The organism is Bradyrhizobium sp. SZCCHNRI3052 (genome assembly GCF_032484895.1).
In the GTDB taxonomy this organism is placed as follows: Bacteria; Pseudomonadota; Alphaproteobacteria; order Rhizobiales; family Xanthobacteraceae; genus Bradyrhizobium.
Map to the genome: position 1 here is coordinate 903,202 of NZ_JAUETW010000001.1, position 13,310 is coordinate 916,511.

Annotated in this window: 10 protein-coding genes, 1 tRNA gene and 1 pseudogene; 5 read left to right on the forward strand and 7 right to left on the reverse strand. The window is 63.0% G+C overall.

Annotated features, from left to right (window positions below):
* Window positions 1–111: 111 nt before the first annotated feature.
* From QW887_RS04235 to QW887_RS04245, 3 genes are all read left to right on the forward strand, one after another.
* Window positions 112–576: a response regulator gene (locus QW887_RS04235; RefSeq protein WP_316168014.1), complete on the forward strand. Its 465-nt coding sequence runs from the start codon at window positions 112–114 to the stop codon at window positions 574–576.
* Window positions 554–958, forward strand: a complete 405-nt coding sequence (locus tag QW887_RS04240; protein WP_316168020.1) for a response regulator — start codon at window positions 554–556, stop codon at window positions 956–958. Before QW887_RS04235 ends, QW887_RS04240 begins: the two co-directional genes overlap by 23 nt.
* 368 nt (window positions 959–1,326) lie before the next feature.
* A complete protein-coding gene (locus QW887_RS04245; protein ID WP_315711867.1) occupies window positions 1,327–1,506 on the forward strand; it encodes a hypothetical protein in 180 nt (59 codons plus the stop codon).
* 120 nt (window positions 1,507–1,626) lie between these two features.
* On the opposite strand, the pseudogene QW887_RS04250 reads toward QW887_RS04245, so the two are convergent.
* Window positions 1,627–1,998, reverse strand: a pseudogene (locus tag QW887_RS04250) (PQQ-binding-like beta-propeller repeat protein); the annotation flags it as partial.
* Between QW887_RS04250 and QW887_RS04255 the strand changes: the two are divergent.
* A complete protein-coding gene (locus tag QW887_RS04255; protein WP_316175382.1) occupies window positions 1,961–2,992 on the forward strand; it encodes a hypothetical protein in 1,032 nt (343 codons plus the stop codon). The pseudogene QW887_RS04250 and the gene QW887_RS04255 sit on opposite strands and share 38 nt — an antisense overlap.
* 31 nt (window positions 2,993–3,023) lie before the next feature.
* On the opposite strand, the gene QW887_RS04260 is transcribed toward QW887_RS04255, so the two are convergent.
* The gene (locus tag QW887_RS04260; protein WP_316188442.1) at window positions 3,024–4,169 is read right to left on the reverse strand and encodes a reverse transcriptase domain-containing protein; all 1,146 of its coding nucleotides are present in this window, start codon (window positions 4,167–4,169) and stop codon (window positions 3,024–3,026) included.
* 770 nt (window positions 4,170–4,939) lie between these two features.
* Between QW887_RS04260 and QW887_RS04265 the strand changes: the two genes are divergently transcribed.
* Window positions 4,940–5,013 (forward strand) — tRNA-Cys (locus QW887_RS04265).
* Between the two features lie 50 nt (window positions 5,014–5,063).
* Here QW887_RS04265 and QW887_RS04270 read toward each other — a convergent pair.
* The 5 genes from QW887_RS04270 to QW887_RS04290 form a co-directional block, all read right to left on the reverse strand.
* A complete protein-coding gene (locus QW887_RS04270) occupies window positions 5,064–5,237 on the reverse strand; it encodes a hypothetical protein (RefSeq protein WP_315797447.1) in 174 nt (57 codons plus the stop codon).
* Between the two features lie 50 nt (window positions 5,238–5,287).
* The gene (locus QW887_RS04275) at window positions 5,288–6,025 is read right to left on the reverse strand and encodes a tRNA-uridine aminocarboxypropyltransferase (RefSeq protein WP_316165432.1); all 738 of its coding nucleotides are present in this window, start codon (window positions 6,023–6,025) and stop codon (window positions 5,288–5,290) included.
* 69 nt (window positions 6,026–6,094) lie between these two features.
* Window positions 6,095–6,787 (reverse strand): hypothetical protein, encoded by a 693-nt coding sequence (locus QW887_RS04280; RefSeq protein WP_316194195.1) that lies wholly within the window; start codon window positions 6,785–6,787, stop codon window positions 6,095–6,097.
* Window positions 6,788–7,077: 290 nt separating this feature from the next.
* Window positions 7,078–10,182 (reverse strand): efflux RND transporter permease subunit, encoded by a 3,105-nt coding sequence (locus QW887_RS04285; protein WP_316165430.1) that lies wholly within the window; start codon window positions 10,180–10,182, stop codon window positions 7,078–7,080.
* Complete coding sequence (locus tag QW887_RS04290) at window positions 10,182–13,310, reverse strand: efflux RND transporter permease subunit (protein WP_316165429.1); 3,129 nt, start codon at window positions 13,308–13,310, stop codon at window positions 10,182–10,184. Before QW887_RS04290 ends, QW887_RS04285 begins: the two co-directional genes overlap by 1 nt.

Genomic DNA, 13,310 nt, shown 5'->3' on the forward strand with positions numbered 1-13,310 from the left:
TGCAGAATCGCGATAACGAATTCAGTGTTAACTACTTTGCCATTTTCGAGCCTCAGCCTATTGTCCTTGTAGCGTGAGCGTCCTTCAGTCCTGCTGATACTGAGGTGGCCCATGCCTACTGTCCTCATTATTGACGATGATTGTGCCACGCGCGCTGCGCTGGAAACATTATTGAAGAAGAAGCGGTTCTGCGTGTTTCTCGCGCCGGACGGTCCGACCGGCATTCGATTGATCGGCAGCGTGTCCTTCGATGCCGTCGTGATCGACATGTTCATGCCGGGCATGGACGGCATCGCAACCATTCGCGAGCTCATCAAGCTCGATCCCACGGTCCCGTTCATCGCGATCTCCGGTTACGCGTTCACCGACAAGAAACTGGGTGCTCCAGACTTCCTCGGTATGGCAATCAAGCTCGGAGCGACGGCAGCATTGCAGAAGCCGTTCGACATCCTCGATCTGCTCGAAGCGGTCGATCGTGCGATCGAGGTGCGCCAACGACTTCTGAGCGAGGCGCGGCACGTCGCTCCTCATCCACGTCTGTCAGGAAGGGCTCATAATGAACATCCTGGTCGTTGATGACGAAGTCGGCGTTTGCTGTGTCATCCAGCACCTTCTGGTTCGCGAGGGCTACACGGTCACTGCCGTCACCGACGGTCGGCTGGCCATGGATGCCCTGTCCCGCGATGATTTCGCCGCGGCTCTGATCGATCTCAACTTGGCCGACATGGACGGCAACGACGTCATCCGGGCTGCACGGGCGGCCCGGCCCATGATGCCCATCGTGATGATGTCGGGCATGGTGCTGGAATCAGGACGCGGGACGCCTGATTTGCTCGGCCCCTCGCCCAGAGTGGTCGGCCTTCATCGTTTGGCGAAGCCGTTCAAGCCGAAAGACCTGTCGCAGCTGATGCGCGACATTCTGGCGCAGGACACCGAACCTCTCGCCGTCGCGGTTTGACCGCCAGCGATTCTGCCGCTTGCGTCGAGCCGGACGTTTGGAGCGGGTCGTCTCTTCGGCCTTTGCCAGCGAGGCAGCCTGCGACTCGGGGCAGGCGTTGTGGATCTCTTGCTCCCGGTCGGCTACGGGCCGGATCGTGATCGCTGCACGGCATCACCTGCCGCGCGGGCAGACGGGTCACGGACGACGCGAAGCCTTGGGATGTGAGCCCGTTCACATTGGAACAACGCGGACCGCGGTATCTTTTGGAACGAAGGCACCGCTAACCGATTGGGCCGTCGTGCCCGATCGTTAGAATTTGAACGATCCGCTCAATTTGAACAAAGTGGAATTTTGCCATCGTGGCTCGCAGTTTGTGCGAGGGCGAGATGAGCGAAGCCGAATACGAGTTGTTGATGGACGTTGTGAGAACCGCTATTGCGCCCGAGACCGAGACCGATTCCATGGCCCGCTTGTTCTCAATTCTGCATTTCCCCACGGCGGCCAACGACAACCAGGGCGCCTGGCCGCTGATCCCGTTTCCGGACGGCTGGTTCGCGGCCTGCTGACGCGCGATCTTCTGTCGTCATGCAAGCCAAGGGATCGGCACGCCGTTGCCGGAACGCCGCCGCGGTCTTCATTTTCTGCGATGGCGACGGCCGAGGCCGCCGCCCTTCAGATCACCGGCGCTACTTCTTGACTGCGAATACCCAGACGACGCCGCCTTGCGGGACGTTGTCCTCCAGACCGATGTTGCCTTTCGAGAGCGCATCCTGGATGCGCTGCGCATCGACGCCCCAGCCGGACTGCACGGCGATGTACTGCGTGCCATCCACCTCATAGGCGACGGGCATGCCCATGATGCCCGAGTTCGTCTTCTGCTCCCACAGCAGCTCGCCGGTCTTGGCATGGAACGCCCGGAACATCCGGTCGTTGGTGCCGCCGACCAGAACGAGATCGCCCGCCGTCGCGGTCACCGACCCGAACAGCTGGGATTTCGGGAAATTGTGCGACCACACCTTCTTGCCTGTCGCCGGATCCCCCGTCGTCAGCGGACCGAAAGCCGCGACCGGCACCGTCGATTGGCTGTTCGAGACCTACAAGGCGTCGAACGACTGGCGTGAGCGCGTATCCCCGCGCACCGCGCCGGACCATGAGCGCACCATCCATCTGCTGTGCGATATCCGCGGCAGGAGCGGCACCCGCATCGGCGACCGCCTGATCACGACGATCACGCCCGATGGCGCCGACAAGCTCTATGCCCGGATCCGCGACACGCCGGTCCGCGCCGGCAAGGCCGCACGCCCGCGCACGGCCGAGAAGGCGGTCGCGGTCGCGCGCCACGCCTGGAAGGTCGTGCACCGGCTGCACCCCGGCCTATTCCGCGACGGCGTCTGGAATCCCTGGGAAGGCGTCGCGATGACCCGTCGCCGCAAGGCGACGAAGCCGGCCGCGACCCGCGAGGAGGTCTACACCTTCGCCTGGGGTGCGCTGGACGCCGGACATCCCGATGCGGCGGCCGCCGCGGTGATCTGCTTCGAGTGGCTGCAGCGGCCGGAGAACGTTCTGGCGGGCTACGTGACCTGGAACGACTACCGAGGCCCGCGCGCGCCGACGCAGATCCGCATCGAGCACCACAAGACCGGCGAGATGGTCCTGCATCCGCTCGAGGAGACCACGGCCGACGGCCGCACGCTGTTCTACGAGGAGGCCGAGGCAGTGCTCGCAAAGGTGCCGCGCCTCGGCCTCGGCATCGTCATGCGCGACCGCCCGGCGCCGAGCGGCCCGCGCAAATGGGACAACATGAGCATGGCCCGCCTGGTGCGGGCGCTGCGCGAGCGGCTGGGCCTGCCCCCGACCTTTACGCTCGATGCCTGCCGGCACGGCGGCATGACCGAGCTCGAGGAGGCCGAGCTCACGGACGGCCAAGGCCGCGCGCTCTCGGCTCACAAGTCGAAGGCGTACGAGGGGTATGCGAAGCGGACAGAAAAGCGCGCGCTGGCGGCGACGCGAAAGCGGCATGCGCACCGCTCTTCGGATAACGCCAGAGCCTGAGGGACAGCTTGGTCTCGAGGAGGATTTCTAGTCAGCTTGCTGAAGAATCAATAGGGGTTGTCGGCAAGAGTAGACTGCCCAACCCCAAGAACTCTCTGCCCTCGGGGCTCACGTTGTCTAGAGCGCCAACTCCAAAAACGTCTTCGTAGATGCCCTCTAAAACTTTCCTGGCAGTGCAGCGAAGCTCGGTGTCAAGAACTGGAAAATCGGCCGTACCACGGTACGCAACTAGATATGATGTGATCCTTTGGGATAGTTCGACCGTTGCTTTTTGAAAATTGACCTTCTTCTTGCGAAGAGCATCGAAATTGAAGTCACTCTCTAATCGTTGCTGCAGCTTTGCGATAACCTTCCGCCCTACCTTCCGTACATAACCGCCATTCGAGCCAGAGTAAGCCAGCTCAAGTCCCAAAAAGTACACAGGCTGTTCAGCAGCGACGATTTGGGTCTTTGAGTTATCGTCGCCTAACTCGGGAATTGTTAGTCCCTGACGACCGAGCTGCGTCCTAACAAATTCGAAACCGGACCGAGCATCCCTTTTCGAATTGAAGAAGACTAACAAATCATCAGCATATCGAACCATCTCGATACGCTCCCTCCGGAATGCCGCATCGAACTCTGAAAGAACTAAGTTCGCAAGGATCGGCGACAGAGGCATGCCCTGACGTAATCCTCGGCCCCTAATTATGCCCTGCCTGAGGAGCTTTGAGTCTGTATTTCTGTTGGACGCGATTTCGCAATCTATGAATTGATGAATCAACGGAACTAGGCTGCTGCTTCTAAGTGATTTACTCACTCGCAGTTTCGCGTCTGATCGCGGAATGCGATCAAAAAACGCTTCTATATCGGTCTTTAAACACCAGGAATATCTGTGCCTCAGTTCTAGAGCTCTTTGTACAGCGTGTACCGTGCCCCGTCCTCTGATAAACCCAAACGAGAATTCGTTCTCGATAGGGAACTTCTCGGTGTTGACCAAGTAAGAAACGATGGCTTTTTGGACGACCCGATCGCGCACGGCCGGAATGCATATCAGTCGTTCCGTCGTGGAGTTCGGTTTTGGAATAAATACGGGACGCAGGCGACGAGGGCGGTAAGATCCGCTCCGAAGCTCAGACGACAACTCTGAGAGCTGTTCCTGTATTCGAGCTCCAAACCGCTCGGCGGTAACACCATCCACGCCGGGCCGACCGGGGTTGGAAGTAGCATCACGCGAAGCCTTCCAGGCGAACAACAGGTTCGATCTCGAAAGGATCTTCGCCGGCTTCGGGAAGATCGTCTGAACAGTTCTCCCAGGCGTAGGGTCGAGCAACGGGGTGCACCTAAGCCTGTTCGAACTGGCGCCTTCCGATGGTCACAGACCGATCTTCTGGCATCTGGAGCTTTGCGTCTGGCGCGCTCCCGCGCGTCGCGCTCGGCAACGTATGAATCGCCACCCGGACATCAACTCCTAGTCCGAAGGCGACGTTCGCGGCAAGCCCCGAAGCGAGAACAAACCACGAACACAGAGCGTTGGCGCCCCGTCCCCGGCCTCGCCGGCCTCCCTCATTAAGGTCCTTAGCCTGGCTCTGTCTCTTATGCACCGCAGGCATTGGCCCCTCCGTTGATTTGCGGCGCCTTCCGATGGTCACAGACCGATCTTCTGGCATCTGGAGCTTTGCGTCTGGCGCGCTCCCGCGCGTCGCGCTCGGCAACAAATCAGCGTCTTAGGAGGTCGTCGAACAAGAAACGGCTACCAACCCCGCGAAGCTAGGTGCGGTCCGCACGAAAAGCAACCTGGAGAGGCTACGGGAGCAGACTTATCCGGAACTTTGAGAAAGGGTCGGGAGGAACAGAACGGCATCAGTAGTTTCAGAACTGACGCGGGCCAAGAGTTTCAGAACAGGTGCACAGAACGAAACAGGGCGGTTGCCCAACCCGTTGATCTCCTGTATCGATCCACCGCGTTGGGGCCACGTGGCGGAGTGGTTACGCAGCGGTCTGCAAAACCGTTTACACCAGTTCAATTCTGGTCGTGGCCTCCACTCAATCAAAATCAAGCGGTTGGACTACCCACTGGGGCCGCGAACCGGCGCTAGATGGGCAGATCGTCGATGCCGCCGGGATAGCTGACCTGCGCGCGCGGCCAAGTCAGAATTGCCCCTCGTTCACCGGCCGAGACGCCCGTCCGATCCGAGCCGGACCTGCCGGCCAGCCGGGGCGCGTAGTCCCGGAACTGCACCACATTGGACTTTTCTGCTTCCTGCATGGCTCTCATCCTCGTTCCATGCTGCAATGCAAGAAGCGTACCTCCGGTTCCTAAACCCGCCGTTTACGGTTGCGCCAATCCGGCTTGCGGGCCTTTGGGCGGGGCGTGAGCTCCGGCTGCGCTTTTTCCACCTCCCGATACCGCGCCAGCATGCGCTCGAAGCTCGCGTCGAGGGCCGTGGCAATCTCCGGCCGCCGTTCCAGCGCGGCCATCAGCATCCCGGTAGCCTCGATGGTCGACAGCCCGTCGCGGCGCGGTTCGCGGCGCAGCCGGCCGTAGCGCGACGGCTGCCGCGGCCCGAGGATCACGCGCTGGCATTTCAGCATCCACGGATTGCGCCACCACAGCGCTTTGGCCTGGCTCCAGGTGCCGTCGAGCAGGATCACGCCCTCGATCGACTTGAGGATGGCGCGCTGGTTGTCGGCGACCTCACCCTTGCGGGTCACCGCGACCACCTCGCTCTCGGGATCGAGCTCGGCCGCCTTCGCCGAGCCGAGATAGAGAATGGCCCAGCGCGCGGGATCGGCGACCGGCCGTCCCAGTGCCTTGGCGAGGCTCGGCCAGGATAGCCCGACCTTGACCACCGCGTTCTTGAAATGCAGGGCGGCGAGCCGCGCGGTGCCGAGCGCGCGATCCTGCTCCTGCGGATGCTGCAGGATCAGGAGCCCCAGCCGGCTCTCCAGCGGTGTGACGCTGTCGCAGATGCACAGCGGCGGCGGTTTCTGGCAACGCGGGCAATCGGGCGGCGCCTCGGTGGCGAGCGGCGGATGGTCGTGTGGTTCTGGCATGCGGCGGCTATACGCGCAGCCGCGACCTGCGACAACGCCTCATTCGGCCGGGGGCGGCCTGCCGATACATCAGCCCGAAGCAACTGGTAGAGGTTTATTCTCTGCTTCAACCTCGGCAGCTTCCTCCTTGACTATTTCGCTCGAAAGCCCAACCTTTTGGGCGACAGTGTCAATGTCTTCTTCAGTTATCTTCCGACCGAATTCGCTATACTTGAGCCCACGTATCTCAATTCGGGCGAACATTTTCTGGCGGTCGATCATCAACGGATCTAACGGAACAAGCGCTGGTAGTAGTTTGTCCGCTTCCTCGGAAAATTTCTGAGCGTCCAGGCGCCCTCCCCATAGTCCGTCAACCGTAGAAACGGCATCCGCAATCCACGCTTCGCCCATAAATCGCCACTGGTCCGGCTTCTGTCCCTTGCCCTTGAAGTACTCGATCTGATGCTGATGCATGTTTCTGAGAATCGCCACGTCGCTTTGAAATGCATCGATCGTCGAAAATATCCTCTCATCGACAAGTTTTCTCAGGACGGCCCAATTTCTCGTAACGAAGAACTGCGCTCCAGCCGATAGCATGTCGTGTCGAGCTATAGTCATCACGTGAAACGCAGATCTCACCTTGTCTTGACGCGACGTCCTCTCTGTTGCTGACAAACCCCTTTCGCTATATTTCGTATTCCAGGTCATCCACTCGTCCTGCGCAGATTCATGCAATATTGCGCCGGAATTGCCTTGGTCCACATCAATAAGGTGTCGAAACATTGCCAGTTTCGATTTCGTTCTTCTCGTTCATGCTCGGATAAGAAGCGAATCATGAGAGCCCCTCTTGAATGCCGTTCGTCAGGTAGAGCGGCAGTTGGCCATAGCTACTTACGCTTTGTTCGAGGCTTCAACTAACAACGCCGGATCTGAGCCGAAGCAACAGTCTATCACAGTCACGACTTCATGTAGGATCTTCATTGCATGGGTTGCATCGTGCATGACTGTCTCGCTCAATGATCCGAAACCTAATGAGACTAACACGACGCGCCGCAGGACACCGCCCCAACGCCTCATTCGGCCGGGGCCGCCAGCGGCTCCGGCGTAGAGCGGCGGCGCAGCCGGTCGATCAGCAGGTAGATCACCGGCGTGGTGTAGAGGGTTAGGATCTGCGATACCAGCAGCCCACCGATGATGGTGATGCCGAGCGGGCGGCGCAGCTCGGTACCCGGACCGGTCGCGATCACCAGCGGCAGGCCGGCGAACAGCGCGGCGAGGGTCGTCATCAGGATCGGGCGAAAGCGCACCCGGCAGGCCTCGAAGATCGCATCGGCCGAGGACATGCCGCGCTGGCGCTCGGCCTCGAGCGCGAAATCGACCAGCATGATGCCGTTCTTCTTGACGATGCCGATCAACAGGATGATGCCGACGAAGGCGATCACTGTCAGCGGTGTGTTGGTGACCTGCAAAGCGAGCAGCGCGCCGAGCCCGGCCGACGGCAGGGTCGAAATGATGGTCAGCGGATGCGCCAGGCTCTCATAGAGCACGCCGAGCACGATATACATCGCGGCCAGGGCGAACAGGATCAAGAGCGGCTGGCGGCCGCTGCTCTTGTTGAAGTCCCCGGCATTGCCGTCGAAGCTGCCGCGGATGCCCTCCGGCATGTGCAGCTCGTCGACGGCGCGCTGGATGTTGGCGGTCGCGGTCTGCAAGGGCACGTCCGGCAGCAGGTTGAACGACACGGTGGTCGAAGGGAACGATTGCGAGTGATACACCGCCAGCGGTGACAGGCCGCGCTCGGCCTTGACCAGCGCCGACAACGGCACCTGCGCGTCCCCTGCCCCGGCCACATAGATGCGGTCGAGATGGGAGGGATCGGTCTGGAATTTCGGGTCGATCTCCAGCACGACCATGTACTGGTTGCGCTGGCTGTAGACGATCGAGATCTGGCGTTGCGCGAAGGCGTTGTTGAGCGCGTTGTCGATATCCTGGACGCGGACGCCGAGGCTCGCCGCCTTTTGTCGGTCGATCCGCAGCGCGAGCTGCAGGCCACCGGGATCGCGGTCGCTGGAAATGTCGGTGATGCCGTCGACCGTCTCCAGGCGCTTGGCGACGATCGGCGCCCATTTCTGCAGAAGGTCGAGATCGGGGCTGCTCAACGTGTACTGGTAGTCGGAATCGCTCTGACGGCCGCCGGTGCGCACGTCCTGCGCGGCGAACATGAAGAGCCGAATGCCGGGGACCGTCGCGAGGCTCCGCCTGAGGCGGTTGATCACGAGCTCAGTGGAGACGCCCTCGCGCTCCGCCGGGGGCTTGAGATTGATGAACATGGTGCCGCGGTTGGACGTCGCGCCACCGGGCCCGCCGCCGCCCCCGATCGTCGAGCCGATCCCGGCCACGGCGGGATCGGCCATCACGATGTCGGCGAGCCGCTGCTGCAGGCCCAGCATGGACTGGAACGAAATGTCGGCCGAGGCGCGCGTCGCACCGATGACGAAGCCGGAATCGTCGGTCGGGAAATAGCCCTTGGGCACCTTGATGTAGAGCGTCACCGTGAGCGCGATGGTGGCGAAAAACACGATCAGGGTGAGAAACGGATAAACCAGCACGCCGCGCAGCGTCCAGGCATAGAAGCGGACCATGCCGGACAGCGCGCCTTCGACGATACGGTCGAACCAGGTGGCACGATCGGACAGCGTCTCCTTGATGTAATGCGCGCAGATCATCGGCGTCACCGTCAGCGACACCAACGTCGACACGACGATTGCGAAGGTCAGCGTCAGCGAGAACTCTCGCAGGAGACGGCCGACGACGCCGTCCATGAAGATCAACGGCACGAAAGCTGCAATCAAGGAAAGGCTGATCGACAACACGGTAAAGCCGATCTGGCGGGCGCCATCGAGCGCGGCGCGCATCGGCGACAGGCCATGCTCGAGATTGCGGTACATGTTCTCGATCATGACGATGGCGTCGTCGACGACGAAGCCGACGGAGATCGCGAGCGCCATCAGTGACAGATTGTCGATCGAGAAGCCTGCGAGCCACATCGCCGCGCAGGTACCGGCGAGCGCCAGCGGCACCGAGACGCCGGCCGCGACCGTCGGCACCAAGCGGCGAAGGAACAGGAATACGACGACCATCACCAGCACGGCGGTCGCGAGCAAGGTCCACTGCATGTCGTCGACCGAGGCGCGAATGGTCCCGGTGCGGTCGACCAGAGTGGAGATCTCGATGCCCGCCGGCAGCCATTGCTTGAGCTCCGGGATCAGCGCCTTCACACGGTCGACCGTCTCGATCACGTTGGCATCGCCCTGCTTGGCGATCTGGATCAGCACCGCTGGCTGCTTGTTGAACCAGGCGATCGAACGCACGTTGCGTACGGAATCCTCGACGTCGGCGACATCCGACAGCCGCACGAAGCTGCCATTGCTGCTCTTGATCAGGATGTCGCGGAATTCGGCCGCGCTGCGCATCTGCCGGTTGATGGCGATGGTCTCGCTCTGGCGGCCGCCCTCGAAGATGCCGACAGGCCCGATCGGATTGGCATTGATGATCGCCGTCCGGACATCGTCGGTCGAAATGCCGGCATTGGCGAGCGAGACCGGATTGAGCGCGATGCGCACGGCGGGTTGATCGGCGCCGCTGACAGTGACGTTACCGACGCCGGGCACCTGGAACAGCCGCTGCGCCAGCACGGTGTCGGCGACGTCGTACATAGCGCTCGTCGTCATCGTCTTCGAGGTCAGCGCCAGAACGAATACGGGAGCCGCGGCCGTGTTCGCCTTGCGGAACCGCGGCAGCGCCGGAAGGTCGCTCGGAAGGTCCGACAGCGAGGCATTGATGGCTGCCTGCACGTCGCGCGCGGCCTTGTCGATGTCGCGGCCGATCGAGAATTGGATCTGGATGTTGGTGGTGCCGAGCGAGCTCGTCGAGGTGATCTGGTTGACGCCCGCAATCTCGCCGAGTCGCCGCTCCAGCGGCGCCGCGACCGTCCCCGCCATGACGGACGGGTCCGCACCCGGGCGCGACGCGCTGACGAAGATCGCGGGGAAGTCGACGTTCGGCACCGGTGCGACGGGAAGGAAGATATAGGCGACGATCCCGACCAGGAACAGGCCGATCGAGAGCAGCGTGGTGCCGACCGGCCGGCGAATGAACGGCTCGGAGATCGAGGCCATCACTGGATGCCTTCGGTCGCACCTGCGATCGGCGGCGACGGCAGGTCCGGCGCCGGCGGCAGCGCGCGCTTGAAGCGACGATTGATGCGGTCGAGCGCGAGATAGATGACCGGCGTCGTGTACAACGTCAGCAATTGGCTGAGCAGCAGGCCGCCGATGATGGAGATGCCGAGCGGAAAGCGCAGCTCCGAGCCGGTGCCGCTCTCGATCGCCAGCGGGAGCGCGCCGAACAGAGCGGCCAGGGTCGTCATCATGATCGGGCGGAAGCGCAGGAGACACGCCTGCACGATGGCGTCGTAGGGGGTGCGGTTCTCGTGACGCTCCGCCTCGAGCGCGAAGTCGATCATCATGATCGCGTTCTTCTTGACGATGCCCATCAAGAGGATGATGCCGATCAGGCCGATGACCGAGAGATCCTGGCCGAACAGCATCAGGGCCAGGATGGCGCCGACGCCGGCCGACGGCAACGTCGACAGGATCGTGATCGGATGGATGTAGCTCTCATAGAGCACGCCGAGCACGATGTAGATCGTAATCACGGCCGCGAGCAGCAGCCAGGGTTGGCCGGCCAGCGACTTGGCGAACTCGGCGGCATCGCCCGAATAGACGCCGATGATGCTGCCGGGCATGCCGATGCGGTTCTCGGTCGCATGAAGCGCGTCGACCGCCTCGCTGAGCGCCGCGCCGGGCGCGAGGTTGAAGCTCAGCGACACCGCCGGAAACTGCGCCTGATGCGAGATCGCCAGCGGCGCCGTGGTGCGCTTGAGGCTTGCCACCGCCGAGAGCGGCACCTGGCCGCCGGCGCCGGGCAGATAGAGCTTCGACAGGACCGACGGGTCGCGCTGATACATCGGCAGCGCTTCCAGCACCACGCGGTACTGGTTGGCCTGGCCGTAGATCGTCGAGATCTGCCGCTGCGCGAAGGCGTCATTGAGCGTGTCGGTGACGCCCTGCAGGCTGACGCCGAGCTGGCCGGCGCGCTGGCGGTCGATGGTCAGCTCCGCGCGCAGGCCGCCCTCCTGGGCTTCGGAGGAGACGTCGCGGAATAGAGGGTCGCGGCGCATTTCTCCGACAAGCTGCCTCGCCCATTTCGACACCTCGGCGGCATCGGCACCGGTCAGCGTGTACTGGTACTGCGAGCGGCTCGCCTGGGTCGAGATCTGCACGTCCTGGACCGGCTGGAAGTACACGGTCATGCCGGGCACGCCCGAGGTTTTCTGCTTCAGCCGGTCGATCACCTCGGCGACGCCGTCCTGCCGCTCGCCGAGTGGCTTCAAGGTCATGACGAGACGGCCGACATTGGTGGTCGGGTTGACCGATCCGGCGCCGATCACCGAGACGACGCCGACGACGTCGGGGTCAGCCTGGATCGCGGCGGCGACGTCCGCCTGGCGCTTCTTCATTTCGGCGAACGACACGTCAGGGCCGGCTTCGGTCACCGCCGTGATCGAGCCGGTATCCTGCAGCGGCAGGAAGCCCTTGGGCGCGACGACGTAGAGCGCCAAGGTCGCCGCCAAGGTCGCGAAGGTCACGACGAGCGTCTCGGTCTGGCGGTCGAGCACCCAGAGCAGGCTGCGGTGATAGACCGCCACCGTGCGGTCGATGAAGCGGCTGATGGCGTTCAGCCCCGGCAGCACCCATTCCTCGCTGGCATGCTTCAACAGCCGCGAGCACATCATCGGCGTCAGGGTCAGCGAGACCACCGCCGACGTCACGACTGCGATCGTCAAGGTCAACGCGAACTCGCGGAACATGCGACCGACAAGCCCGGACATGAACAGCAGCGGAATGAACACCGCGATCAGCGACACGGTCAGCGAGATCACGGTGAAGCCGATCTCGCGCGCGCCGCGCAGCGAAGCGTTCATCGCGCTCTCGCCATTTTCCATGTGGCGCACGATGTTCTCGATCATCACAATGGCGTCGTCGACGACGAAGCCGGTGCCGATGGTGAGTGCCATCAGCGAGAGATTGTCGAGACTGAAACCGGCGAAGTACATCACGCCGAAGCTCGTGATCAGCGACAGCGGCAGCGCGACGCCGGCGATGATCGTGGCGCGCAGCGAGCGCAGAAACAGCAGCACAACCAGCGTCACCAGCACCACGCTGAGCACCAGCGTGAACTGCACGTCGTGCACCGAGGCGCGGATGGTCACGGTGCGATCGCTGACGATGGCGAGCTTCACGCCGGCGGGAAGCGTGCGCTGCAGCTTCGGGATCTCGGCACGAATCTGCTTGACGACCTCGATGACGTTGGCACCCGGCTGGCGCTGGATGTCGAGGATGACCGCAGGGACACCCTGGTACCAGCCGCCGGTCCGATCGTTCTCCAGACCATCGATAATCGTTGCGACATCGCCGATCGTGACCGGCGAGCCGTTGCGGTAGGCGATGATGATCGGCTTGTAGGCGTCGGCGGCTCCGATCTGGTCGTTGGCCGTGATCAGATAGGCCTGCTGGGCACCGTCGAGCGATCCCTTGGGACCGGAGACGTTGGCGCCTGCGATGGCGGCGCGCAGGTCCTCCATCGAGATGCCATAGGCGGCGAGCCGCGCCAGGTCGGCCTGCACGCGCACCGCGGGCTTGAGTCCGCCGAGCACCGAGACGCGGCCGACGCCGGAGACCTGGCTCAGCCGCTGCGCCAGGATCGTGTCGGCCATGTCGCTCATCGCGCGCAAAGAGATCGTGTCCGAGGTCAGCGCGAGCGTCATGACCGGTGCGTCGGCCGGATTGACCTTGGCGTAGGTCGGCGGATAGGGCAGCGACTTCGGCAAGACGCCGGCGGCGGCATTGATCGCCGCCTGGACGTCCTGCGTGGCGCCATCGATGTCGCGTCCGAGATCGAACTGCAGCGAGATCTGGCTGACGCCGAACGAGCTCGTCGAGTTCATCGCCGAGAGCGACGGGATCTGGCCAAGCTGGCGCTCCAGCGGCGCCGTGATCAGCGAGGCGATCACATCGGGGCTGGCGCCCGGCAGTTGCGTCGTCACCTGGACGGTCGGGAAGTCGACCTGCGGCAGCGCCGAGACCGGCAGCGCGAGATAGCCGAGCAGCCCGCCGATCAGCAGCGCGACGCCGAGCAGCGAGGTCGCGATAGGACGGCGGATGAAGGGTTCGGAGACGCTCAT

Coding starts and splice junctions, on each gene's coding strand:
- QW887_RS04245 (WP_315711867.1), top strand. CDS start 1,327: ATGAGCGAAGCCGAATACGAGTTGTTGATGGACGTTGTGAGAACCGCT.
- QW887_RS04285 (WP_316165430.1), bottom strand. CDS start 10,182: ATGGCCTCGATCTCCGAGCCGTTCATTCGCCGGCCGGTCGGCACCACG.
- QW887_RS04270 (WP_315797447.1), bottom strand. CDS start 5,237: ATGCAGGAAGCAGAAAAGTCCAATGTGGTGCAGTTCCGGGACTACGCG.
- QW887_RS04280 (WP_316194195.1), bottom strand. CDS start 6,787: ATGTTTCGACACCTTATTGATGTGGACCAAGGCAATTCCGGCGCAATA.
- QW887_RS04235 (WP_316168014.1), top strand. CDS start 112: ATGCCTACTGTCCTCATTATTGACGATGATTGTGCCACGCGCGCTGCG.
- QW887_RS04290 (WP_316165429.1), bottom strand. CDS start 13,310: ATGAGCGTCTCCGAACCCTTCATCCGCCGTCCTATCGCGACCTCGCTG.
- QW887_RS04275 (WP_316165432.1), bottom strand. CDS start 6,025: ATGCCAGAACCACACGACCATCCGCCGCTCGCCACCGAGGCGCCGCCC.